This window comes from Kitasatospora griseola (genome assembly GCF_014648555.1).
GTDB lineage: Bacteria > Actinomycetota > Actinomycetes > Streptomycetales > Streptomycetaceae > Kitasatospora > Kitasatospora griseola.
The window spans coordinates 30,240-54,691 of the sequence record NZ_BMRI01000015.1; the positions used below are offsets into that span (position 1 = coordinate 30,240).

A 24,452-nucleotide genomic window follows, 5' to 3' on the forward strand; every position below is an offset into this window, starting at 1 on the left:
AAGCCGCTGCGCGGCGAGGACCTCGCCTGGTACGAGTCGGTGTACCAGAAGCTGTCCTCGGCCGGCGTCCCCGACGAGCTGGCCGGCCGGATGGCCGGGCTGTCCTCCGCGTTCCCGACGCTGGACATCGTCGGTGTCGCGGACCGCTCGGACGCCGACGTGATGGACGTCGCCGAGCTGTACTACGACCTCGGCGACCGCCTGGAGATCAGCCACCTGCTCGACCGGATCATCGAACTGCCGCGCACCGACCGGTGGTCCTCGATGGCCCGCGCCGCGATCCGCGAGGACCTGTACGCCGCGCACGCCGCCCTCACCGCGGACGTGCTGGCCGTCCGCCCCGCCGGGGCCAGCCCCGAGGAGCGCTACACCGAGTGGGCCGACCTCAACGGCAACCTGCTCAGCCGGGCCCGCACCACCCTCGACGACATAAGGGGTTCGGACAACTACGAGCTGTCCAGCCTCTCGGTCGCCATGCGGGTCATCCGCACCCTGCTGCGCGCCGGTCGCTGACCGCACCGAAGGGGCCCCGGGCACTGCGCCCGGGGCCCCTTCGGGCGTTTCCGGCACAATGGCGGGCATGACCGATCCCGTGTTCGACCGGCTCACGGAACTGCTCGGCGAGCCCGACCGGCAGGCCGCGCACGGCAGTTGGGACGCCGCCGAGACGTACCTCGGGGTCCGGCTGCCGACCGGCTACAAGACCTTCGTGGACCGCTGGGGCGCCGGCACCCTGGACGACTTCCTCAGCGTCGTCGGACCGGTCGACGGCAGCTCGGAGGAGGCCCGCGGGCTGTGGGGGGTGTGGTACGGCTCGCAGCCCGGCCAGACACGCAACCACGACATCGACCCGTTCCCGTACCACCCCGAGCCCGGCGGGCTGATCGGCTGGGGAGTCGACAAGTACGGCGGCGCCTGGTTCTTCCTCGCCCAGGGCCCCGACCCGGACCGCTGGCCGATCGCCGTGGTCAGCGACACCGGCCAGTGGTACGCCACCCGCGGCGCCTTCCCCGAGTTCCTGCTGCGCTGCCTGGAACGCCGGGACTACCCGCTGTTCCTCGACCTCACCTGGCCGCGCCCGCAGCCCCACTACCGGCCGTACCGGGCAGACTGAGCACCGCCGTCAGCCCCCCGTCCGGGTTGCCCGCCAGCCGCAGCCGCCCGCCGTGCGCCTCCGTCACCGCCGCGACGATCGCCAGCCCCAGGCCGTGTCCGCGCCGCACCGGACCGCGCTGCGCCGTCCGGCCGCCGCCGCGCAGGAACGGCTCGGTGAGCGTGGCGACCAGCGAACCCTCCAGCACCGGGCCGGAGTTGCGCACCGTCAGCCGGACCCGGCCCGGATGCTCCGGGTCCGGCCCGGTGGCCAGCTCCACCCGGCCGCCGGCCGACAGATTGTGCCGGACGGCGTTCTGCAGCAGGTTCACCGCCGCCTGCCGCAGCAGCACCTCGTTGCCGACGGCCGGAGCGGCGGACAGCTCCGCGTCGATGGCGACACCCAGCTCGGCGGCCTCGGCGGCCACCGCCGCCAGCGCCTCGCGGACCGGCGCGGACAACTCCAGCGGCGCCGACTCCGGCGCGCCGTGCGAGAGTTCGGCGAGCTGCAGCAGCGCCTCGGTGACCTCGATGCCGCGCCGGTTGGTGTCCAGCAGCCGCTCCACCAGCCGCGGCCAGTTCTGCCCCGCCGGGTCGGCCGCCGCCACCTGCAGCATCGTCCGGTTGATCGCCAACGGCGTGCGCAGCTCGTGCGAGGCGTTCGCCGCGAAACGCTGCTGCGCCTCGAACGAGCGCTCCAACCGGGCCAGCATCTCGTCGAAGGCGTCCGCGAGTTCGGTGAACTCGTCCCTCGGCCCCGCCAGCGCGATCCGGTGCCCCAGATCCCCGCCGGACGCCCGCCGGGCCGCCGCCGTCACCTCCTGCAACGGCCGCAGCACCCGCCCCGCCACCAGCCAGCCGCCCGCCATCCCCACTGCCGTCAGCAGCGTCAGCGCGTACCCCGAGGCGGTCAGCAGCGAGTCCAGGATCTCCTGCCGCGACGGGGCGTCCGAGCGGTAGCGCGGATTCGCCGACGTCAACGGGTAGTTGGGGACGTACTTCATGCCGACGTACACCACGCCCAGGCACAGCACGCCGGTGGTCACGGTGAACAGCGTGTAGCTCAACGTCAGCCGCAGCCGGGCGGTCAACCGGCGCGGGCGGCTCACACCGCGTCCAGGCGGTAGCCGACGCCCGGCACGGTGTGGATCACCCACGGCTCACCGAGACGCTTGCGCAGACCCGAGATGGTGATCCGCACCGCGTTCGTGAACGGGTCCGCGTGCTCGTCCCAGGCACGCTCCAGCAGGTCCTCCGCGCTCACCACCCCGCCGCGCGCCGCCATCAATACCTCCAGCACCGCGAACTGCTTGCGCGCCAGCGCGACGTACCGCCCGTCCCGGAACACCTCGCGCCGGAACGGATCCACCCGCAGCCCCGCGAACTCCAGCACCGGCGGCGCGGACTGCTCCGGCCGACGGGCCAACGACCGCAGCCGCACCACCAGTTCGGCCAGATCGAACGGCTTGGTCAGGTAGTCGTCCGCGCCCAGCTCGAACCCCGCCACCTTCTGGTCCAACCGCGCCGCCGCCGTCAGCATCAGCACCCGGCAGCCCAGTTCCGCCGCGACGATCCGCCGGCACACCTCGTCGCCCGACATCCCCGGCAGGTCCCGGTCCAGCACCACCACGTCGTAGCGGTGCACCCCCAGCCGCTCCCACGCGGCCTCACCGTCCTCCGCCACGTCGCACGCGATCGCCGCCAGCCGCAACCCTGCCTGCACCGCCTCGGCGAGGTACACCTCGTCCTCCACCACCAGCACCCGCACGCACAGCTCCGCTCCTCGACGATCGAACATCCATTGAACCCGACCCCGCATCTCGAAAACGTATGCAGAAACGCAGACGCCCTCGCAACACCGCCCGCCCTGCAATGGAGCCCGGAAACAGCGCACGGAGCAGGAGGCGGATATGCGGAAGACCACACGGCGGACGATCACCGCGGCGGGGACGGTGGCGGTGCTCGGAGCGGTGGCGGCGTTCGCCGTGGGGGGATCGGAGCAGGTGCGGGCCGCCGACGGCGAGCTGGCCGCTGGTGTCTCGGCCAGTCCGTTCGACGACGGTTCGGCGGCGGTGAGCAGGCTCGATCCGGCGCTGCTGGCCGCGTTGCGGGCGGCGGCCACGGACGCGAAGGCGCAGGGGATCGAGCTGCGGGTCACCTCGGGGTGGCGCAGCCGGAGCTATCAGCAACGGCTGCTGGACGCCGCGGTGGCGAAGCACGGCAGCCTGGAGCTGGCACGGCGGTTCGTGAACACGCCGGAGAAGTCCTCGCACGTGTCCGGCAAGGCGGTGGACGTCGGGCCGACCGACGCCGACGACTGGCTGAACCGGAAGGGCGCCAGGTACGGGCTGTGCCAGGTGTACGCCAACGAGATGTGGCACTTCGAGCTGCTGACGACGCCGGGCGGCCGTTGCCCGGCGCAGCTTCCGGACGCCGCCGGCTGAGCGGCGCCGTCCGGAAGCCCCAAGAGGTCAGCTCTCGGTGGCGCGGCGCAGGGCGGAGGCGAGCAGGGCGAGGTCGGTGGGGCCGTTGCCGAGTTCGCGGACGGGGCGGGGGGACGGGGCGGCGCCGTGGTCCTCCAGGCGCTGGGCGACGACGGTGGGCCGGAGCGTCGCGGTGCGCGGGATGCGGCCGCTGACCCGGGCGCCCTGGAAGGCGGTGACGGCGCCGTCGGGGCGGCGCAGGTAGCCGCGGCCGGGGGTGGTGCCGGGGAGGGCGGCGGCGTCGGGCAGGTCGATCAGGAGGTCGGAGTCGCCGGGCTGGTCGGTGCGCAGGGCGATCCGCAGCTGTGCGGCGTCGTCGAGTTCGGTGCCGACGGTGGCCCCGGGCGAGCCGGTCGCGGCGACCACGTGCACGCCGAGGCGGGCGCCGCGGGTGGCGGCGGCGGCCAGGGCACGGGCGAGCGGCCGGCCGCCGGGGGAGGCGGGGCCGAGCAGTGCGTCGAGGTCGTCGACGACGACGACCAGGCGGGCGGGGGCGGTGTCGGCGGACGGGGCGTCGGGGGAGCGGCGGGGTTCGACCACCCGGCGGCGGTCGCCGGGGTCGTCGGCGGGGCCGCCGACCAGTGCGGGGGTCTTGTCGAAGATCTGCCGGGTGTGCCACTCGGTGAAGCTGAGGCCGTCGAACAGGGCTTCGCGGTGGGCGAGTTCGTCGAGCAGGCGTTCGGCGGCGAGGAGGGCGCCGCGCGGGTCCTCGGCGGCGTTGACGTGGTCGGTGACGTGCGGCAGGTCGGTGCAGCCGGCCAGGCCGCCGTCCTCGGCGCGGTCGCCGTCGATCATCAGCAGCGACAGCCGGCCGGGGCGTTCGGAGACGGCGAGCGAGGCGGCCAGGCTGCGCAGCAGTTCGGACTTGCCGGAGCCGGGGCCGCCGCCGATCAGCAGGTGGTCGCCGTCCTCGGCGAGGTCGACGGCGCAGGTCTCCTCGCCGGCCGGGCCGCGGGCGGTGCCGAGCAGGGCGGCGGCGGCGCCCGCGCCGGCGGGCAGCGCGTTCCAGTTCTCGGCGAGCCGGGCGGGGGAGAGCGATTCGGAGCGCAGCAGGTCGAGCAGGCGCAGCGCCTCGGGGAGCGGCCCGCGGGCGGCCTCGGTGTCGGTGGCGGCCTCGCGCAGCGGGGCGAGGGTGCGGGCGAGGCGTTCGGCCCAGGCGGGGGAGACCGCGTCGAGGGCGATGTCGGTGAGGCGTTCGCGGGCGCCGCCGACCGGGCGGTCGAGGGTGAGGCGGGTGGCGACCTCGCCGGTGATCAGGCCGAACGCACCGAGCCCGGTGGGGAGGTCCTCGGGGGCTTCGGCGAGGCAGAGGACGAACACGCCGGCCGCGGGGCCCTGTCGGAGCAGCAGGCCGAGGGCGCGCCGACCGGCCTCGGTGCCGGGGTCGCCGTCGATCAGGACGACGGTGGCGGGGACGGCGGCGGTGGCGGAGGCGAGTTCGGTGAGCCGGGCCTCGGCCTGGTCGGGGCCGAGGCCGTACAGCAGTCGGCAGGCCTGGTTGTGGGCGGGCCGCAGGTGGGGCAGCCACTGGGCCCAGGCCCAGTCCTCGGCGTGCTGCTCGGGGGCGATCACCACCAGGGCGAGGCCGCTGGGCGGGTGCAGCGCGGCGAGTTGGGCGAGCGCGGCGCGGGCCAGGCCGGTGAGGCGGTGGCGCGGGCCGGCCAGGCCGAGGCTGCCGGCGGTCTGCAGGTCGACGGTGGCGGGGACGGCGGGCAGCAGGGTGCCGGGGGCGGTGCCGGGGCCGCCGGGGAGGTCGGCGGTGCCGAGGCGCAGGGTGAGCGCGTCGGGGTGGTCGGGGCCGCGTTCCCACAGCCGGGGGCCGGCGCCGAGGGCGGCGAGCAGCAGGGCGGCCGGGTCGGGCCAGCGTTCGCGCTGGTTGGCGGCCTGCCGCAGGCGGGCGGTGGCGTGCTGCCGGTCGGTGTCGACGGCGGGCGGCTCGGGGCGGGTGCGGCGCAGCCAGCGGCCGCGGCGCTCGCCGGTCTCGGCGGCGGGTTCGGCGGCGGGTGCGGGGCCGGCCGGGCGGGCGGGCGCGGTGCGGGCGGTGGGGCGGGGGGCGAGCCGGAGCCGGCCCTCGCCGTCGGGGGTGGCGGTGCGGGCCGCTATGTCGGCGGGGTGGGCGAGCTGGAGGGTGGACTCGCCGATCCGCAGCAGTGCGCCGGGCGCGAGGTCGGCGCTCTCCTCGCGCAGGTAGCGCTCGTCCAGCAGGGTGCCGTTGGTGGAGCCGAGGTCCTGGACGGTGGCGTGGCCGTCGGCGGTCAGGTGCAGGGCGAGGTGCAGCCGGGACACGTCGGGGTCGTCGAGCGGCACGTCGGCTTCGGTGGAGCGGCCGATCCGGATGCGTTCGCCGTGCAGGCGGTGGACGCCGCCGGCGTCGGGGCCGCCGACGACGCGCAGTTCGGCGGCGGGCCGGCCGGCGGTGTCCTCGGTGTCCGGGTCGGGTTCGCCGAGGGCGAGGACGGCGCCGTCGACCAGCGGGGGGTGGCCGAGCGGGAGCTGCTCGTCCAGCCGTTCCTCACCGGCGTACAGGTGGACGTGGGTGGCGGAGCGCGGGCCGCGGACGCCGACCGCTCCGGCCAGCGCGGTGGCGACGGCGCCGAGCGTGGTGCCGGCCGGTGCGGTGACCAGGACGTCGGCAGAGCTCCCGGGGCCGGTCGGGCCGCTGCGCGGTCGAAGGACGGTGAGCCGGATCTGCATCACGCCCGGGGTCCCTTCTGCACACGTGTGGTGCCTGCCATCCTGCCACTCGGGACGGACAGTCCGCGCACGGTACCGGATTTGACGATCTTGCGATCATCGACATGGTGAATCCGACGCCGAGTCAGGTCAAGGATGCCCGGACACCCCAGGTGGCCGACAGTGCGCGTCCGACCTCGGCAACACCTCGGAAACCCGCACGGGCACCGTTAGAGTTGCCGAAAAACCGGGAGCCCTCGCGCGCGGGCGGTTCACCGGAGGCCCCGGCGCCGTTCACGGGAACGGGGGAGTGCCGGAACGCGGCCCCGCAGCGGGCGCGGGGTGACCGAACGGAGTGCACAGGTGCGGCCTGTCGGAAGCAAGTACTTGCTCGAGGAGAGCCTCGGACGCGGAGCGACCGGCACGGTCTGGCGCGGCCGGGTGCGCGAGGACGTCGCCGTGCCGGGCCTGCAGCCCGGCCAGGCGGTCGCGGTGAAGGTGCTGCGCGAGGAGCTCGCCGCCGACCCGGACGTGGTGATGCGCTTCCTGCGCGAGCGCTCCGTCCTGCTGCGGCTGACCCACCCCAACATCGTCCGCACCCGCGACCTGGTGGTCGAGGGCGAGCTGCTCGCCCTGGTGATGGACCTGATCGACGGCCCCGACCTGTTCCGCTACCTGCGCGAGTCCGGCCCGCTGTCGCCGATCGCCGGCGCGCTGCTGATGGCGCAGATCGCCGACGCGCTGGCCGCCAGCCACGCCGACGGCGTGGTGCACCGGGACCTGAAGCCCGCCAACGTGCTGCTGGCCACCCTGGCCGTGGACGGCGGCGAGCAGATGTACCCGATGCTCACCGACTTCGGCATCGCCCGCCTCGCCGACTCCCCGGGCATCACCCGCACCCACGAGTTCGTCGGCACCCCCGCGTACGTCGCCCCGGAGTCCGCCGACGGCCGCCCGCAGACCGCCGCGGTGGACGTCTACGGCGCCGGCATCATGCTGTACGAACTGGTCACCGGCCGCCCGCCGTTCCAGGGCGACAACCCGCTGGCGATCCTGCAGGCCCACCTCGCGCAGGAGCCGCAGCGCCCGCGCACCATGCCCGAGCCGCTGTGGACGGTGGTCGAGCGCTGCCTGCGCAAGGACCCGGCCGAGCGGCCGACCGCCGTCTCGCTGGCCGAGGCGCTGCGGGTGGTGGCGGCCGGCATCGGCGTGCACTCCTCCCCGGCCGCCGTGGACGCCGCCCTCTCGGTCGGCGCGCTGCTGGTGCCCGACCCCGCGCTGGCTCCGCCGGCGCCCGCCCACGAGCCCGGGCTCGGCGGCAACGGGTACGACCCGGCGGCCGCCACCCAGGTCATGACGCACCGTCAGGCCGTCCCGGGCGCCGAGGACCGCACCCAGCTGATGAGCCCGCAGCCGCCCGCGCCGCCCGCCGACCGGACCGCGGTGATGCCCTCGGTGCCGCCGGCGCCGCCCGAGCAGCAGCCGGACGGGCCGCACCCGTGGCAGACCCAGATGCAGGCCGCCCGGGACCGCAACGAGCAGACCCGGATCGGCTACTTCGAGCCGGAGGACCTGGCCGACCCGCAGGTCGCACCCCGCCCGTACCAGGCCGGCCAGTACCCGCCGCCCGGGCAGCGCCCGCCGGTCGCCCCGCCGCCGTACCAGGCCCCGCACCCGCAGCAGCCCGGCGGCGGCCGGTACGCCCCGCAGCAGGGTCCGTACCAGCCGCAGCCCGGCCGGCACCCGCAGCAGGGCGGTCAGTACCCGCAGCAGGGCGGCGGCCGGCAGGGCGGCCAGTACCCGCAGGGCCGCGGCGGGCGTCCGCCGGTCGCGCCGCCGCCGTACCAGGCGCAGCAGCAGCCCGCCGGCCCGCCGCCCGGCTACGACGGCCGGCCGCAGGGCCACGGGGCGCCGCAGCGCCGGGCCGAGCCGGCCCCGCCGCGCCGCCAGGAGCCGCCGTACCGGGAGCCGGAGCCGTCCCGCGAGCGGGAGCGCGAGCCGCGCCGGCGCAGCCGCAACCGGATGTGGATCCCGGGCCTGGGCTGCGCGAAGGGCTGCCTGCTGGTGCTGGTGGTGCTGGCGCTCGGCTGCCTGGCGCTGTGGAACTTCACGCCGCTGCCGCACTACTGGGACAACGTGGTGGGCTGGTTCGACTCGGCGAGGGACTGGGTCGGCAGCCAGACCGGCAACCAGAATTGACGCTTTGTCGACAATGCCGCGAAATTCCACCGGATCGGAACCCCTCCGGGGGCCCTCCACGGCCCCCGGATGCCGCTCGGACGCGTAGGTTGTTCGTCGAGCACCGACCTCACGAGCCCACGGAGCAGCATTGGCACGCAAGATCGGCAGCCGGTACACGGTCCACCAGGTGATCGGCCGCGGCTCGGCCGGCACGGTGTGGCTCGGCGAGGGCCCGGACGGGCCGGTGGCGGTGAAGCTGCTGCGCGAGGACCTGGCCGCCGACCAGGTCCTGGTCGGCCGCTTCGTCCAGGAACGCACCGCCCTGACCTGCCTCGACCACCCGCGGGTGGTCGGGGTGCACGACATGGTGGTGGACGGCAGCGACCTCGCCCTGGTGATGGACCTGGTGCAGGGCACCGACCTGCGCACCCGGCTGGAGCACGACGGCGTGCTCGCCCCGCTGGTCGCCGCCTCGGTGATCGCCGACGTCGCCGACGGCCTGGCCGCCGCGCACGCCGCCGGCATCGTGCACCGCGACGTCAAGCCGGAGAACGTGCTGCTCGACCTGGCCGCCCCGCCCGGACCCGGCGGCGCCCCGCGGGCCAAGCTCACCGACTTCGGCATCGCCCGCCTGGTCGACGCCCCCCGCCGCACCCGGGCCACCCGGATCATCGGCACCCCCGACTACCTCGCCCCCGAGATCATCGAGGGCCTGGAGCCGCGGGCCGCCGTCGACATCTACGCCCTCGCCACCGTGCTGTACGAGCTGCTCACCGGCACCACCCCGTTCGGCGGCGGCCACACCGGCGCGGTGCTGCGCCGGCACGTCACCGAGAACGTCCCCCCGGTCGAGGGGATGCCGGACGGCCTGTGGCGGATCATCTCCGAATGCCTGGCCAAGGCCCCCGCCTCCCGGCTGCGCGCCTCCGAGCTGGCCTCCCGGCTGCGCCTGCTGCTGCCCGAGCTGGCCGGCGTCGGCCCGCTCGCGGTGCCCGCCCAGCGGACCGCCACCGAGGAGGCGCCCACCCCCGGCGAGGCCGTCTACGCCGAGGCGGACTCCGGCCGCGGCACCCACCGCCGCCGGCGCGGCCCCGCCGTCCCGCTGGTGCCCGGGCCCACCCCCGACTCCACCCGGGACACCCACACCAGCCTGCGCCGCCCGTCCGCCGGGGAGCTCGCCTCCTACGCGGAGGAGTCCCGCGCCCAGCGCACCCAGCCCGCGCCCGGCGCCCACCGGCGCACCCGGGCGCAGCAGATCCGCCGTCGCCGCACGCTGGCCGTGCTGATCGCCGTGATCCTGCTGCTCGCGGGGGCCGCCGCCGCCTGGACGGCGTTCGCCGCCGAGCCCCCCGCGCACGCCGCGGGCGCCCTGTCCGGCACCTGGCACCCCCGGTTGTAGCCGAGCCCCCCCGGCGAACCATTACCCTTGTGGGCGTGGCAGCCGTCGATCCTTCCGAAGAGCTCAAGAACCTCGATTCGACCATGGCGTCGATCGAGGCCGTCCTCGACCTGGACAAGATCCGGGCCGACATCGCGACCCTGGAGGAGGAGGCAGCCGCCCCCAGCCTGTGGGACGACGTCGCGAACGCGCAGAAGATCACCAGTCGCCTCTCCTTCCTGCAGGGCGAACTGCGCAAGGTGGAGTCCCTGCGCGGCCGGGTCGAAGACCTGGGCGTCCTGTTCGAGCTCGCCGAGGCCGAGGACGACGCGGACACCCGCGTCGAGGCCGAGAACGAGCTGGAGGCCGTCAAGAAGGCCGTCGAGGAGCTGGAGGTGCGCACGCTGCTCTCCGGCGAGTACGACGCCCGTGAGGCCCTCGTCAACATCCGTGCCGAGGCGGGCGGCGTGGACGCCGCCGACTTCGCCGAGCAGCTGATGCGCATGTACCTGCGCTGGGCCGAGCGGCACGGCTACCCGACCGAGGTCTACGACACCTCGTACGCCGAAGAGGCCGGCATCAAGTCCGCGACCTTCACCGTCAAGGCCCCCTACGCCTACGGCACCCTCTCCGTCGAGCAGGGCACCCACCGCCTGGTGCGCATCTCCCCGTTCGACAACCAGGGCCGCCGGCAGACCTCCTTCGCCGGCGTCGAGGTGCTCCCCGTCGTCGAGCAGTCCGACCACGTCGACATCGACGAGGGCGACCTGCGCATCGACGTGTACCGCGCCTCCGGCCCCGGCGGCCAGGGCGTCAACACCACCGACTCCGCGGTCCGCATCACCCACATCCCCACCGGTGTGGTGGTCTCCTGCCAGAACGAGCGCTCGCAGATCCAGAACAAGGCCTCGGCGATGAACGTCCTCCAGGCCAAGCTGCTGGAGCGGCGCCGCCAGGAGGAGCGCGCCGCGATGGACGCGCTCAAGGACAGCGGAAGCTCCTGGGGCAACCAGATGCGCTCCTACGTCCTGCACCCGTACCAGATGGTCAAGGACCTGCGCACCGAGCACGAGGTCGGCAACCCGCAGGGCGTGCTGGACGGCGACATCGACGGCTTCATCGAAGCGGGCATCCGCTGGCGCAAGCAGCGCGAGAGCTGAAACCGGCAGTAGCGAGCCGAAGCCGGTAGTCACCGGCATGAAGAAGGGCCCCACCGCCTCGGCGGTGGGGCCCTTCCCGTCGAACGGTCCCGGGGGTCAGCGCATCAGCAGTGCCAGCGCGAGCACCGCGGCGCACAGGACGGCCAGCAGCACCGTCGGGTTGAGGGTGGCGAACGGCCCGTGCTGCTCCTGCTGGAGCCGGGCGCGGTTGGCGCGACACACCGGGCAGCGGCCGTCGACGACGCGGCCGTTGCAGTTGGCGCACACCAGTTGGTCGCAGGTCATGCGTGTCCTCCTTGCTGCAGAGCCAACGTGCCGGAGGCGGCTTCGGTTCCGACTCTCCTACCACTCTGCCAGGTTCCGGACACCTGGGCCCCCGGAGGGGAAGGGTCGGCGGGCTGTGACGTAGCTCGCAATTCCGGGTCCGAACCGGAACCGAAGCACACGGAATCCCGATCGGTAGCCGTGCGGTTACTGCGGGTACGCGAGGACGTCGCGTAAGGTCACTGGCTCCGATCCACCTAGGATGGCCCCCGTGATGCAGCCGTGATCAGATTCGACAACGTCTCCAAGACCTATCCCAAGCAGAACCGTCCGGCCCTGGACAACGTCTCGCTGGAGATCGAGAAGGGCGAGTTCGTCTTCCTGGTCGGCTCGTCCGGTTCGGGCAAGTCGACGTTCCTGCGCCTGTGCCTGCGCGAGGAGCGCCCGTCCACCGGCGCGGTGCACGTGCTCGGCAAGGACCTGGGCAAGCTCTCCAACTGGAAGGTGCCGCACATGCGGCGCCAACTGGGCACCGTCTTCCAGGACTTCCGCCTGCTGCCGAACAAGACCGTGGGGCAGAACGTGGCGTTCGCCCTGGAGGTCATCGGCAAGCCGAAGAGCGCCATCAACAAGGTGGTGCCCGAGGTGCTCGACCTGGTCGGCCTCGGCGGCAAGGAGGAGCGGATGCCCGGCGAGCTGTCCGGCGGTGAGCAGCAGCGCGTGGCGATCGCCCGCGCGTTCGTGAACCGGCCGATGCTGCTGATCGCCGACGAGCCGACCGGCAACCTCGACCCGCAGAACTCGGTTGGCATCATGAAGCTGCTGGACCGGATCAACCGGACCGGCACCACCGTGCTGATGGCCACTCACGACCAGGCGATCGTCGACCAGATGCGCAAGCGCGTCATCGAGCTCGACAAGGGCCTGCTGGTTCGCGACCAGGCCCGCGGCGTCTACGGCTACCAGAGCTAGAAGAGAGAAGCATGCGCGCCCAGTTCGTTCTGTCGGAGATCGGCGTCGGTCTCCGCCGCAACCTGACCATGACGATCGCCGTCGTGGTCAGCGTCGCGCTCTCGCTCGCCCTCGCCGGTGCCTCGCTGTTGGTCCGCGACCAGGTCAACTCCATGAAGGACTACTGGTACGACAAGGTCGAGGTCAGCATCTACTTCTGCGCGAAGGCGGACCACAACTCGCCCCAGTGCGCGGCCGGAGCGGCCACCGACGACCAGATCAAGCAGGTCAAGGCCGATCTGGACAAGCTGACGCCGCTGGTGCAGAGCTCCACCTTCGAGAGCCCGCAGGAGGCGTACCAGCACTTCAAGCAGTCCAACCCGGACAACCCGCTGCTCGCGGCGGTCGGTGCGGACGCGCTGCCGGCGTCCTGGCGGGTCAAGCTCAGCGACCCGACCAAGTACGACGTGATCCAGAGCGCCTTCGCCGGCAAGCCCGGCGTGAAGTCGGTCGAGGACCAGCGCAAGATCCTGGAGAACCTGTTCGGCCTGCTGCGCGGCCTGCAGACCGCGGCGTTCGTGATCATGGCGCTGATGCTCTGCGTGGCGCTGCTGCTGATCGTCAACACCGTCCGCGTCTCGGCGTTCAGCCGACGGCGTGAGACCGGCATCATGCGACTGGTCGGCGCGTCCAACTTCTACGTGCAGATGCCGTTCATCGCGGAGGCCGCGTTCGCGGCGCTGCTCGGTGCGGGGCTGGCCTCGCTGCTGCTGGTGGGCGGGCACTTCTTCATCCACGGGTGGCTGGCGAAGAAGGTGCTGTTCATCAACTTCATCGGCCTGTCCTCGGTGTTGGCGGTCATTCCGCTGCTGGTGGTGGTCGGCATGGCGATGGCCGGCATCGCCGCGTTCTTCACCCTCCGCAAGTACCTGAAGGTCTGACGGTCCGTCGGCGGACCCGGCGGGTGGCCCTACACTCGCCGGTATGCCGTCAGGACCGCGTGTACGCCAGGGGATGACCCTCGGCCTGGTGTTCGGCGCCGTGCTGTTCGCCGGAGCCGCTTCCGGGGCCTGGGGCGAGCCGATCGGTTCGCCCCGGGCCCCGTCGTCGTCCGACGGGGCCCGCGGCGCCGACCTGTCCGGGGCGGACCTGAGCCCGCAGGAGGCCCGGCAGCTGGTCGGCGCCAGCGGCGACCGGTGGGCGGCCTACCTCAGCCCGCAGCAGTACCGGGACTTCACCGGCGGCCGCTACCCGGGCATCGGGCTGTCCCTGGACCGCGCCGCCGACGGCCCCACGGAGGTGGCCGAGGTGCTGCCCGGCTCGCCCGCCGCCCGGGCCGGGATCACCGCCGGCGAGAAGCTGGTCAGCGTGGACGGCGTCCCGGCCGACCGGCTGCCCGTGACCGAGGTGGTGTCCCGGCTGCGCGGCGGCCCGGCCGGCAGCGCGGTCGCGGTCGGCGTGCAGGGCGGCGACGGGCCGGTCCGCGAACTCAGCCTGACCCGGGCCGAACTGGCCGCCCGCGAGGTCGAGTCCGACCGTCCCCGCCCCGGGGTGGCCCGGATCGCCGTGCACGCCTTCACCGAGGGCGTGGCCGACCAGGTGCGCGCCGCCGCGGCCGGCGCCCGCGGCGTGGTGCTGGACCTGCGCGGCAACTCCGGCGGCCTGGTCGAGGAGGCCGTCGGCGTCGCCTCGGCGTTCCTCGACGGCGGCCCGGTGGCCAGCTACCAGGCGCACGGCGAGCGCCGCGAACTGACCGCCGCCCCGGGCGGCGACACCGCGGTCCCGCTGGTGGTGCTGGTCGACGGCGGCACCATGAGCGCCGCCGAACTGCTGGCCGGCGCGCTGCAGGACCGCTCCCGGGCCGTCCTGGTCGGCGGGCGCACCTTCGGCAAGGGCACCGTCCAGCAGCCCAGCCGGCTCGCCGACGGTTCGGTGGTCGAACTCACCGTCGGCCGCTACCAGACCCCGGCCGGCCGCTCCCCGGACGGCACCGGCGTCCAGCCCGACGTTCCCGCCCCCGCCGGCGACGACGACGGGACGGACGCCCTGGCGCTGAGGGTGCTGGAGGGGCTGAGTCCGACCGGCGCGCCGTAAAGGGGCTGCCGAGGCCGCCCCCGAGGTGCGAGAATGACGGAGCTATGGCAAAGGAAACGGGCAAGAAGCTGGTCGCGCAGAACAAGAAGGCGCGGCACGAGTACACCATCCTCGACACCTACGAGTGCGGCATGGTGCTCACCGGAACCGAGGTCAAGTCGCTCCGCGAGGGCCGGGCCAACCTGGTCGACGGCTACGCGTACATCCAGGGCGGCGAGGCCTGGATCGACAACGTCTTCATCCCCGAGTACACCCAGGGCACCTGGACCAACCACTCGGCCCGCCGCAAGCGGAAGCTGCTGCTGCACAAGATGGAGATCCGCAAGCTCGAGTCCAAGGCCAAGGACACCGGCCACACGCTGGTCCCGCTGTCCCTGTACTTCAAGGACGGCCGCGCCAAGCTCGAAATCGCCCTCGCCGTCGGCAAGAAGCTCTACGACAAGCGGCAGACCCTGCGCGAGCGCCAGGACCGCCGCGAGTCCGACCGCGCGGTGGCCGCGGCCCGCCGGCGGCAGGGCTGACCCCGCCGCCGGGGAACGGCTGAACCGGAGTCAGGTAAACAGTACCTCCCGGTTGTACGCGGACAGTTGGCGCGACCGTACGATCTGTGCGTGGAGATCTCACTGCTCAGCGGCTGGCTGCCCTGGACCTTGCGGATACTGGCCCTGGTGGCGGTCGCGGCGGCGCTGGCCCGCATCAGCCCGTTCTGGCTGCGCCGCAGACTGCCCTGGGTGGTCGGCGGCTCGATCGGCCTGACGGCGCTGACCGCGCTGCTGGTCGCCCTGGTCGGCGGCGTCGACGACCCGCTGCCGTTCGGCCTGTGGTTCTGGCTGTGCTGCGCCCTGCTCGGGCTCGGCGGCCTGGCGGCGGGCCTGCGCAACTCCAGCTGGTGGAACCTGGCCGCGGTGCCGGTGGCGGCCGGGCTGTCGCTGCTGTGCGCCGCCAACTCGCTGAACATCTCCACCGGGTACTACCCGAGCGTGGACGCCGCCGTGGGCGACCTGTCGGGCGCCCCGGTGCCCCAGCAGATGAGCCTGGACGAGGCCCGCAACACCGTCGGCAAGGCGACCGAGGGCCGGGTCGTCCAGGTCGACATCCCCGCCGAGCCGAGCGGCTTCAAGCACCGCCGCGAGCTGGTCTACCTGCCGCCGGCCTGGTTCCGCAGCAAGGTGCGGCCCAAGCTGCCCGTGCTGGAGATGATCGGCGGCCAGTACGCCGCCCCCGACAACTGGATCCGGGCCGGCGAGGCGATCAAGACCGCCGACGAGTTCGCCGCCGCGCACAACGGCTTCGCCCCGATCCTGGTGATGGTCGACGCCACCGGAAGCTTCAAGACCGACACCGAGTGCGTCAACGGCGCCCACGGCAAGGCCGAGGACCACCTGGTCAAGGACATCCCGCAGTACATGGAGAAGACCTTCGACACCGCCACCGGGCCGCGTTCCTGGGGCGTGATCGGCTGGTCGATGGGCGGCACCTGCGCCGTCGACCTGGCCGTGGTCCACCCCGACGTGTTCGGCCGGTTCGTCGACATCTCCGGCGACGACGGCCCCAACGTCGGCAGCAAGCAGGTCACCATCGCCCAGCTGTACGGCGGCGACGCGGCCGCCTGGGAGGCGCACGACCCGGCGACGGTGCTCGGCAAGGCCAAGAAGGGCGTCTACCAGAACTCCAGCGGTCTGTTCGTGGTCGGCGACCAGGAGACCGAGAAGCACCTCACCGCCGCGCAGAACCTCGACAAGGCCGCGAAGACCGCCGGCCTGGCCACCGAGGTGCGGGTCCGCCCCGGCAAGCACGACTGGCAGCTCGGCTCGCTGGCCTTCAAGGAGTCGCTGCCCTGGCTGGCCAAGGAATTCGGCCTGCCGGGCGTCACCGGCTGACCGGCGGCACTGTCGCAGCTTCGTCACCGTCCGCCGGGCGGTCCGCACCGGGGCCGCCCGGACGCCTACCATCCCGGGGTGGACATCTCGCTTCTGGACGGCTGGTTCCCGTGGACGGTGCGGGCGCTCGCCGTCGCCGCGCTGCTGGCCGTGATCGGCCGCCGTGGGCGCGCCTGGTGGCAGCGGCGGCTGCCGGTGGCGGTCGCCGCGGCGGCCGGCACGGCGGCGCTGCTGGCGGTCGGGGTGCTGGAACTGTCCGGGATCACCGACCCGCTGCCGACCGCGCTGTGGATCTGGCTGGGCGTGGCGCTGCTGGCCGTCCTGGCCGTGGCGCTGGGCCGCCGCGGGGCCCGCTGGTGGCACTGGGCGGCGGCGCCCGTCGCGGTGCTGCTGGCGGTGCTGGCCGGCGCGAACACGCTGAACGCGGAGACCGGCTACTACCCGACGCTGGGCGACGCGGTCGGCGAGCTCTCCGGCTCCCCGGTGCCCGACCAGATGAGCCTGGACCAGGCCCTGCACACCACCGGCCGCACCGGCACCGGCCGGGTGGTCGCGGTGGACGTCCCCGCCGACCCGAGCGGCTTCGCGCACCGGCAGGAGCTGGTGTACCTGCCGCCGGCCTGGTTCCGCAGCAAGGTGCGGCCCAAGCTGCCGGTGGTGGAGATGGTCGGCGGCGAGTTCGCCGCCCCCGACAACTGGGTGCGGGCCGGCAACGCGGTGAAGACCGCCGACCGGTACGCGGCCAAGCACAACGGCTTCTCCCCGGTGCTGGTGTTCGCGGACGCCACCGGCGGCTTCAAGGTCGACACCGAGTGCGTGGACGGCCCCGCCGGGAACGCCGCCGACCACCTGGTCAAGGACCTGCCGAAGTACGTCGAGAAGACCTTCAACGCGTCCGCCGACCCGAAGAAGTGGGCGATGGCCGGCTGGTCGATGGGCGGCACCTGCGCGATCACCCTGACCGCCGCGCACCCCGAGGTGTTCGGCCACTTCCTCGACATCTCCGGCGACCTCGGCCCGTACATCGGCGACAAGCAGCAGACCATCGCGAAGCTGTACGGCGGCGACGCCGCCGCCTGGGCCGCCTACGACCCGCAGACCGTGCTGGCCGCGCACCGCGGCAAGTACCGGGGCGTGACCGGGATGTTCGACGTCGGCGACCAGGAGAGCGGGCAGCTCGCGCACGCCAAGCAGCTGGAGGCGGCGGCCGGGAAGGCCGGGCTGGCCACCCACCTGAGCGTCGAGCCCGGACGCCACGCCTGGCAGTTCGCCGCGGGCGCGTTCGAACGCCAGCTGCCGTGGCTGGCCCAGCAGTTGAGCACCCCGGGGACGGTCGGGAAGAACCCGCCGGCCGCCGCCGGTTAATGCGCTGGACCCTTGACGCGCTGCCCGAGTACTATGGCAGCGCATCACCCGGAGGGCTCGTCCCGCCGGTGCTGTTTGTCAAATCAACATGGGGATGATCGGTTTCGACAGTGGTAGTCGAAACAGGAGAAGCGAGCCGAGGAACGCGGCAATGATCTCGTTAACCATCTGTCGCAAAAAAATAATCGCCAACTCTAAGCGCGATTCCCAGCAGTTCGCTCTCGCTGCCTGATCAGCGAAAGTGAATGGGTGTCAGCCCGGGGCGTTCCCGACCCGGATCCTGGCATAATCTAGGGAACTCAACCTTCCACCCCGGCCGCGGGGGTGGCGGGGAAACCAAACAGTGGCTGGGCCTGTTGGCGGCTTGTCCGCGTGACCGCCAGGGCCGAGAAACTCACAGCGGACTGCGCTCGGAGAAGTCCTGAATCCGCTCCACTGGACCCGGGTTCGATTCCCGGCATCTCCACCACCCCATGTGCATCGCAGAGCCGTCCTCCGCCCGGAGGGCGGCTCTCGTGCGTTCCGGAACGTGCGGTCCGGCCCGGGCCGCCCGCACGCTTCGGGGCGGGGGACCTCGTCGGCGGAACAGTTCATCCCTTAAGATCGTCCGTCCGCCTTTTTCTCCGCACCTCTGGGGGCTCCTTGGGCGCGCACGGCTCTGCCGAGCACCACACCGACACTGTCCGCGACCGCGAGATCGCGGGGGAGCAGCAGCATCTCGACACCGTCTACCAACGGCTCGAGGAGAAGCTCGCCGAGGCGGAGTACATCCTGGAGGACGCCGCGAAGCGCGTGCAGGTGGGCACACCCGGCGCGCTCGCCGAGCGTGACGCCCAGGTGTACCGCGCCGGCGCGCACCTGCAGCGACTCAACAACGAGTTCGAGGACTTCCTCTTCGGACGCATCGACCTCCAGCAGGCCGACGCGCCCGAGGAACACGGGATCCCCTCGCAGACACCGATGGACCCGGCCGACCCGGCGGTCGCCGAGAGCCTGCACATCGGCCGGCTCGGCGTGCTCGACGCCGAGTTCGGCCCGCTGGTGATCGACTGGCGGGCCCCCGCGGCCGCGCCGTTCTACCGGGCCACACCGCTGGAGCCGGGCCGGGTGATCCGCCGCCGGGTGATCCGCTCCAAGGGCCGCAAGGTCATCGGCGTCGAGGACGACCTGCTGCGTCCCGACCTGACCCCGACGCTGGACGGCGAGGAACTCGCCGTGGTCGGCGACGGCGCGCTGATGGCGACGCTGGGCCGGGCCCGCGGCCACACGATGCGCGACATCGTCTCGTCCATCCAGAAGGAACAGGACGAGGTGATCCGGGCCGCCGCGGCCGGCGCCACCCTGGTCACCGGCGGCCCCGGCACCGGCAAGACCGCCGTCGCCCTGCACCGCGCCGCGTTCCTGCTCTACCAGGACCGCCGCCGCTACGCGGGCGGCATCCTGGTGGTCAGCCCGACGGCGCTGCTGGTCTCCTACACCGAGGGCGTGCTGCCCTCGCTGGGCGAGGAGGGCCAGGTGGCGATCCGCGCGGTCGGCAGCCTGGTCGACGGCATCGAGGCCGGCCGCTACGACACCCCCGAGACGGCCCGGATCAAGGGCTCCTCGCGGATGGTGCAGCTGCTGCGCCGGGCCGCCCGCGCGGCCCTGGAGCTGGGCGCGCCGACCGAGCTGAAGGTGTTCGCCCGCGGCCGGGCGCTGCGGCTGGACGCCGGACGGCTGAAGACCGTGCGCGGCAACGTGGTCGGCGGCGGCGGCACCCCGCTGAACCTGCTGCGCCCGCGCGCCCGCCGCCTGCTGCTGGACGCGCTCTGGTCGGAGGCGGTCCGCGACCTGCCGAAGCCGGTCAGCCACGGCGAGCGCGAGCAGCGCCAGGAGGAGCGTGAGTCCTTCGACGAGTACGTGTCCGACGAGGCGGTGTTCCTGGACTTCCTGGACGCCTGGTGGCCGGCCGTCACCCCGCGCCGGGTGCTGGCCACGCTGCGCCAGCACCGGCACACCAACCGGATCGCCCGCCGGGCCGTCACCCCGGAGGAGTCCCGGCTGCTCGCGGCGTCCTGGCGGCACCTGGACGACCGGGGCGCCGGCGAGCTGTCGGCGCACGACGTGGCGCTGGTCGACGAACTGCAGGTGCTGCTCGGCGAGCCGGCCCGTCCGAAGGTCCGCGAGGTCGACGCGATGGACCTGCTGACCGGCCTGGACGAAGTCACCACCTACGGCGAGCGGGCCTACGGGCGGCGCGAGCGCGAGAGGGTCCCGGAGGAGCGCCGCGAGTACGCGCACGTCATCGTCGACGAGGCGCAGGACCTCACTCCGATGCAGTGGCGGATGATCGGCCGCCGCTCCCGGATGGCGACCTGGACGATCGTCGGCGACCCCGCGCAGTCGTCCTGGCCGTTCCCCGAGGAGGCGCAGGCGGCGATGGACGAGGTGCTGGCGGGCAAGCCGCGCCGCCGGCACACGCTGACGGTCAACTACCGCAACCCGGCGGAGATCGCCGAGGTGGCGGCGAAGGTGCTGGCGCTGGCCGCGCCCGGCACCCCGTCGCCGAGCGCGGTCCGGGCGACCGGCGCGCACCCGCGGTTCGCGGCGGTCCGGGACACCGGCGCGGAGTCCTTCGGCAAGGCCGCCCGGGCCGAGCTGGAGCGGCTGCTGGCCGAGGTCGACGGCACCGTCGCGATCGTCGTCCCGATGGACCGCCGGGCGGAGGCCGCGAGCTGGGCCGAGGGCCTGGGCGAGCGGGTGGTGGCGCTGGGCAGCCTGGAGGCGAAGGGCCTGGAGTACGACGCCACCGTGGTCGCCGACCCGACCGGCATCGCGGGCGAGTCGGAGGCGGGCCTGCGGGTGCTGTACGTGGCGCTGACCCGCGCCACCCAGCGGCTGACGGTGCTGTCCGGCCCGGACGACCTGCCGGATGCCGCCGGAGTCCCCGCCCTGCTGAAGTAGCGACCAGCACGAAGGCCCCCCACCAGGAGGTGGGGGGCCTTCGTCAAGCAGAACACCGACCCGCCATGCTCGCCTCGCGGCAAGTGGTCCCTCGAAGGGACGAAGGTTGGGCCCGGGGGCTTGGATCGAGCCGGTGCCGTTCCAATGTAACGCATCCGGGCCCACGGGCAAGGAGGCCGCCGGTCGGGCCCGGGCCGGTTTGTCGGATCCGCACACTCAATGAACGTTATTTCTGGCTAGCCCTCGGTAGGTGCGACGATCGATACCTAGCATGCTGCGCGATTACCAGGCCGTACACGGTCTGCTGATTCTAGGAAGAAGGACGTCGATGGCGACGGTGCCCAGTGTCTCGAACTCGATCACGGTCCGGTTGGAGGTGCCGGCCACCGGCAACGCGGTGAGCTCCATCACCACCGCGGTCGAGTCCTCCGGCGGCTCGGTCACCGGCCTCGACGTCACCGCCTCCGGCCTGGAGGCGCTGCGCATCGACGTCACCGTGGCGGCGTCCTCGGTGGCGCACGGCCAGGAGATCGTCGAGAAGCTCCGCGCGATCGACGGCGTCACCATCGGGAAGGTCTCCGACCGGACGTTCCTGATGCACCTCGGCGGCAAGATCGAGATGTCCTCGAAGCTGCCGATCCGCAACCGTGACGACCTCAGCATGATCTACACCCCGGGCGTGGCCCGGGTGTGCATGGCGATCGCGGAGAACCCGGAGGACGCCCGCCGCCTGACCATCAAGCGCAACTCGGTCGCGGTGGTCACCGACGGCTCGGCGGTGCTGGGCCTGGGCAACATCGGCCCGAAGGCCGCGCTGCCGGTGATGGAGGGCAAGGCGGCGCTGTTCAAGCGCTTCGCCGGCATCGACGCGTGGCCGCTCTGCCTGGACACCCAGGACGCCGACGAGATCGTGGCGATCGTCAAGGCCATCGCCCCGGGCTTCGCCGGCATCAACCTGGAGGACATCTCCGCGCCGCGCTGCTTCGAGATCGAGGCCCGGCTGCGCGAGGCGCTGGACATCCCGGTCTTCCACGACGACCAGCACGGCACCGCGATCGTGGTGCTGGCCGCGCTGACCAACGCGCTGAAGGTGGTCGGCAAGGAGATCGGCGAGATCCGGGTCGTGATGAGCGGCGCCGGCGCCGCGGGCACCGCGATCCTCAAGCTGCTGATGGCCGCGGGCGTCTCGCACGCCACCGTGGCGGACGTGCAGGGCGTGGTCCACCTGGGCCGCGAGGACCTGAACGACAACCTGCGCTGGATCGCCGAGAACACCAACCGCTCCGGCCGCACCGGCACCCTCAAGGAGGCGGTGGCCGACGCCGACGTGTTCATCGGCGTCTCCGCCCCGAACGTGCTGGACGGCGACGACCTGGCCACCATGGCCAAGGACGCGATCGTCTTCGCGCTGGCCAACCCCGACCCGGAGGTCGACCCGGCGGTGGCCCGGCAGACCGCCGCGGTGGTCGCCACCGGCCGCAGCGACTTCCCCAACCAGATCAACAACGTGCTGGTCTTCCCGGGCGTCTTCCGCGGCCTGCTGGACGCCCAGTCCAGCAGCGTCGACACCGAGATGATGCTGGCCGCCGCCCGTGCGCTGGCCACCACCGTCACCGACGACGAGCTGAACCCGAACTACATCATCCCCAGCGTCTTCCACCCGGGCGTCGCCAAGACCGTCGCCACGGCCGTCCGGGACGCCGCCGTGGCGGCCCGTGGCGACGCGGAGACGGCCCCGTCGAAGCCCACCCCGGGCATCGTCGGAACGCTCGACACCGCCGCGTTCCCGGCCGTTCAGCTCTGAGTCGGTGAGCGCCCGGCGCGTTCGTCGCACCCCGATTGCGGCGAACGTGCCGGATCCCTTGCGACACAAGGGAAAGGGGCGTGTTTGGGCTTGTCGGTGCCAGGGCGTACGGTAGCCCTGCGACGGGGTGGCGTGTCCGACAAGTACGGAACGTCCCTTGTTGCGCAACGGCGTGTCGTCCCGGCCGCCGCCCGCCCCGGCCACCCCGGAGCCGACGGAGCGTCACACCTCTGTCCGGTGGGCGCTGTTCGGGTCAACCACGCCGGTGCCCGATTGGCTTTCTCAGTGCCGGTCGGGGCAGGATTCGTACCCAGGCGGGCAGTTTGCGGCGCTTCGCGGTGCGAGCCCGGCCCCTGACCACCCCTCGCCTGAACGAGCACCGTCGCGCGGACCGGCCATGCCTCCGCGCACGGCAGAGCAACAGACCACAGGAGTACACATGAACCGCAGTGAGCTGGTGGCCGCGCTGGCCGAGCGCGCCGAGGTGACCCGCAAGGACGCCGACGCCGTGCTGGCCGCCTTCGCCGAGATCACCGGCGAGGTCGTCGCCAAGGGCGACGAGAAGGTCACCATCCCCGGTTTCCTGACCTTCGAGCGCACCCTGCGCGCCGCCCGCACCGCCCGCAACCCGCAGACCGGCGAGCCGATCCAGATCGCCGAGGGCTTCAGCGTCAAGGTGAGCGCCGGCTCGAAGCTGAAGGAAGCCGCGAAGGGCAAGTGACCCTCCGCTGAACGCACCGGTGGCCGGTCTCCCCTCGGGGGAGGCCGGCCACCGGCTTGTGCGGGCCCTGCGCGGTCAGGCGGTCAGCTGGACCTCGGCCGACTCGACCTCCGACGGCAGCTCGATGTGCGCGCCCAGGTCGCGCAGCTTGTCCATGAAGTTCTCGTAGCCGCGGTTGATCAGGTCGATGCCGTGCACCGTGGAGGTGCCCTCGGCGGCCAGCGCCGCGATCAGGTACGAGAAGCCGCCGCGAAGGTCGGGGATGACCAGCTCGCCGCCCATCAGCTTGGACGGGCCGGAGACCACCGCGGAGTGCTTGAAGTTGCGGGCCCCGAACCGGCACGGGGTGCCGCCCAGGCACTCGCGGTACAGCTGGATGTGGGCGCCCATCTGGTTCAGCGCGCCGGTGAAGCCCAGCCGGGACTCGTACACCGTCTCGTGCACGATCGACAGGCCGGTGGCCTGGGTCAGCGCCACCACCAGCGGCTGCTGCCAGTCGGTCTGGAAGCCCGGGTGCACGTCGGTCTCCAGGGCGATCGCCTTGAGCTCGCCGCCCGGGTGCCAGAACCGGATGCCCGCGTCGTCGATCTCGTAGGCGCCGCCGACCTTCCGGAAGGTGTTCAGGAAGGTCATCATCGGGATCTGCTCGGCGCCGCGGACGTAGATGTCGCCCTTGGTGGCCAGCGCCGCGCAGGCCCACGAGGCGGCCTCCAGGCGGTCCGGCAGCGCCCGGTGGGTGTAGCCGTCCAGCTCGTCCACACCGGTGATCAGGATGGTGCGGTCGGTGCCCAGCGAGATGATCGCGCCCATCTTCTGCAGCACGCAGATCAGGTCGACGATCTCCGGCTCGATCGCGGCGTTGCGCAGCTCGGTGACGCCCTCGGCGAGCACCGCGGTCAGCAGCACCTGCTCGGTGGCGCCGACCGACGGGTACGGCAGCTCGATCTTGGTGCCGCGCAGCCGCTGGGTGGCCACCAGGTAGGTGCCCTGCGGGTGCTTCTCGATGGTGGCGCCGAACTGGCGCAGCACCTCGAAGTGGAAGTCCACCGGCCGGCCGCCGATGTCGCAGCCGCCCAGGCCCGGGATGAAGGCGTGGCCGAGGCGGTGCAGCAGCGGGCCGCAGAACAGGATCGGGATGCGCGAGGAGCCGGCGTGCGCGTCGATGTCCGCCACGTTGGCGCTCTCGACGTGCGACGGGTCGAGGATCAGCTCGCCCTCCTCGTCGCCGGTGCGGACGGTGACCCCGTGCAGCTGCAGCAGGCCGCGGACGACCTTGACGTCCCGGATGTCCGGCACGCTGCGCAGTCTGCTGGGGCCCTGGCCGAGCAGCGCGGCGACCATGGCCTTGGGGACCAGGTTCTTGGCGCCGCGGATCTGGATCTCGCCTTCGAGCGGGTTTCCGCCGTGGACCAGCAGGACGTCGTCGGTCATCGTTCTCGCAATCCGGGTGCGCAGGGGAGGTT

Annotated in this window: 19 protein-coding genes, 1 other RNA gene and 1 pseudogene; 16 read left to right on the forward strand and 5 right to left on the reverse strand. The window is 73.1% G+C overall.

All coding sequences use genetic code 11. From position 1 onward, the window contains the following. A pseudogene (locus IEZ12_RS38770) lies at window positions 1-513 on the forward strand (NAD-glutamate dehydrogenase domain-containing protein); the annotation flags it as partial. Between the two features lie 67 nt (window positions 514-580). After that, a complete protein-coding gene (locus IEZ12_RS20200) occupies window positions 581-1,114 on the forward strand; it encodes an SMI1/KNR4 family protein (RefSeq protein WP_189273334.1) in 534 nt (177 codons plus the stop codon). Here IEZ12_RS20200 and IEZ12_RS20205 read toward each other — a convergent pair. Both IEZ12_RS20205 and IEZ12_RS20210 read right to left on the reverse strand, forming a co-directional pair. Next, on the reverse strand, window positions 1,065-2,201 hold the full coding sequence (locus tag IEZ12_RS20205) for a sensor histidine kinase (RefSeq protein WP_229847720.1): 1,137 nt from the start codon (window positions 2,199-2,201) through the stop codon (window positions 1,065-1,067). The genes IEZ12_RS20200 and IEZ12_RS20205 overlap by 50 nt on opposite strands. Next, window positions 2,198-2,860 (reverse strand): response regulator transcription factor, encoded by a 663-nt coding sequence (locus IEZ12_RS20210; protein WP_189273504.1) that lies wholly within the window; start codon window positions 2,858-2,860, stop codon window positions 2,198-2,200. The genes IEZ12_RS20205 and IEZ12_RS20210 overlap by 4 nt, the downstream gene beginning before the upstream one ends. A 142-nt stretch (window positions 2,861-3,002) precedes the next feature. Here IEZ12_RS20210 and IEZ12_RS20215 point away from each other — a divergent pair, with 142 nt between their 5' ends. After that, the gene (locus tag IEZ12_RS20215; RefSeq protein WP_189273336.1) at window positions 3,003-3,536 is read left to right on the forward strand and encodes a M15 family metallopeptidase; all 534 of its coding nucleotides are present in this window, start codon (window positions 3,003-3,005) and stop codon (window positions 3,534-3,536) included. A gap of 27 nt (window positions 3,537-3,563) precedes the next feature. Here IEZ12_RS20215 and IEZ12_RS20220 read toward each other — a convergent pair whose 3' ends face one another. After that, on the reverse strand, window positions 3,564-6,269 hold the full coding sequence (locus IEZ12_RS20220; RefSeq protein WP_189273508.1) for an FtsK/SpoIIIE domain-containing protein: 2,706 nt from the start codon (window positions 6,267-6,269) through the stop codon (window positions 3,564-3,566). A gap of 342 nt (window positions 6,270-6,611) precedes the next feature. Between IEZ12_RS20220 and IEZ12_RS20225 the strand changes: the two genes are divergently transcribed. The 3 genes from IEZ12_RS20225 (at window position 6,612) to prfB (ending at window position 10,967) form a co-directional block, all read left to right on the forward strand. Beyond that, complete coding sequence (locus tag IEZ12_RS20225) at window positions 6,612-8,447, forward strand: serine/threonine-protein kinase (RefSeq protein ID WP_189273338.1); 1,836 nt, start codon at window positions 6,612-6,614, stop codon at window positions 8,445-8,447. A gap of 130 nt (window positions 8,448-8,577) precedes the next feature. Further along, window positions 8,578-9,828, forward strand: a complete 1,251-nt coding sequence (locus tag IEZ12_RS20230; RefSeq protein WP_189273339.1) for a serine/threonine-protein kinase — start codon at window positions 8,578-8,580, stop codon at window positions 9,826-9,828. 35 nt (window positions 9,829-9,863) lie between these two features. Continuing rightward, on the forward strand, window positions 9,864-10,967 hold the full coding sequence (prfB, locus tag IEZ12_RS20235) for a peptide chain release factor 2 (protein ID WP_043916412.1): 1,104 nt from the start codon (window positions 9,864-9,866) through the stop codon (window positions 10,965-10,967). 96 nt (window positions 10,968-11,063) lie between these two features. Here the strand turns inward: prfB and IEZ12_RS20240 are convergent, their stop codons facing one another. Continuing rightward, window positions 11,064-11,252, reverse strand: coding sequence for a hypothetical protein (locus IEZ12_RS20240; protein ID WP_189273341.1), 189 nt, complete (start codon window positions 11,250-11,252; stop codon window positions 11,064-11,066). A 261-nt stretch (window positions 11,253-11,513) separates the two neighbouring features. Here IEZ12_RS20240 and ftsE point away from each other — a divergent pair, with 261 nt between their 5' ends. The 10 genes from ftsE to IEZ12_RS20290 all read left to right on the forward strand — a co-directional run bounded on the left by ftsE (window position 11,514) and on the right by IEZ12_RS20290 (window position 22,989). Continuing rightward, complete coding sequence (gene ftsE / locus IEZ12_RS20245; RefSeq protein ID WP_033253741.1) at window positions 11,514-12,203, forward strand: cell division ATP-binding protein FtsE; 690 nt, start codon at window positions 11,514-11,516, stop codon at window positions 12,201-12,203. 11 nt (window positions 12,204-12,214) lie between these two features. Beyond that, complete coding sequence (gene ftsX, locus IEZ12_RS20250) at window positions 12,215-13,123, forward strand: permease-like cell division protein FtsX (RefSeq protein WP_043914200.1); 909 nt, start codon at window positions 12,215-12,217, stop codon at window positions 13,121-13,123. Window positions 13,124-13,166: 43 nt separating this feature from the next. Beyond that, window positions 13,167-14,276, forward strand: a complete 1,110-nt coding sequence (locus tag IEZ12_RS20255) for a S41 family peptidase (RefSeq protein WP_189273344.1) — start codon at window positions 13,167-13,169, stop codon at window positions 14,274-14,276. Between the two features lie 44 nt (window positions 14,277-14,320). Next, the gene (smpB, locus tag IEZ12_RS20260) at window positions 14,321-14,797 is read left to right on the forward strand and encodes an SsrA-binding protein SmpB (RefSeq protein WP_043914198.1); all 477 of its coding nucleotides are present in this window, start codon (window positions 14,321-14,323) and stop codon (window positions 14,795-14,797) included. A 90-nt stretch (window positions 14,798-14,887) separates the two neighbouring features. Further along, complete coding sequence (locus IEZ12_RS20265) at window positions 14,888-16,156, forward strand: alpha/beta hydrolase (RefSeq protein ID WP_189273345.1); 1,269 nt, start codon at window positions 14,888-14,890, stop codon at window positions 16,154-16,156. 78 nt (window positions 16,157-16,234) lie between these two features. Further along, a complete protein-coding gene (locus tag IEZ12_RS20270) occupies window positions 16,235-17,521 on the forward strand; it encodes an alpha/beta hydrolase (protein WP_189273347.1) in 1,287 nt (428 codons plus the stop codon). A gap of 90 nt (window positions 17,522-17,611) precedes the next feature. Beyond that, window positions 17,612-17,990, forward strand: a transfer-messenger RNA (tmRNA) gene (gene ssrA / locus IEZ12_RS20275). Between the two features lie 173 nt (window positions 17,991-18,163). Continuing rightward, the gene (locus tag IEZ12_RS20280) at window positions 18,164-20,464 is read left to right on the forward strand and encodes a HelD family protein (protein WP_189273348.1); all 2,301 of its coding nucleotides are present in this window, start codon (window positions 18,164-18,166) and stop codon (window positions 20,462-20,464) included. A 328-nt stretch (window positions 20,465-20,792) separates the two neighbouring features. Continuing rightward, window positions 20,793-22,268, forward strand: a complete 1,476-nt coding sequence (locus tag IEZ12_RS20285) for an NAD-dependent malic enzyme (protein ID WP_189273350.1) — start codon at window positions 20,793-20,795, stop codon at window positions 22,266-22,268. A gap of 439 nt (window positions 22,269-22,707) precedes the next feature. Beyond that, window positions 22,708-22,989 (forward strand): HU family DNA-binding protein, encoded by a 282-nt coding sequence (locus tag IEZ12_RS20290; protein ID WP_014136004.1) that lies wholly within the window; start codon window positions 22,708-22,710, stop codon window positions 22,987-22,989. A 75-nt stretch (window positions 22,990-23,064) separates the two neighbouring features. On the opposite strand, the gene murA is transcribed toward IEZ12_RS20290, so the two are convergent. Beyond that, window positions 23,065-24,420, reverse strand: a complete 1,356-nt coding sequence (gene murA / locus IEZ12_RS20295) for a UDP-N-acetylglucosamine 1-carboxyvinyltransferase (RefSeq protein WP_043914191.1) — start codon at window positions 24,418-24,420, stop codon at window positions 23,065-23,067. Window positions 24,421-24,452 lie beyond the last annotated feature (32 nt).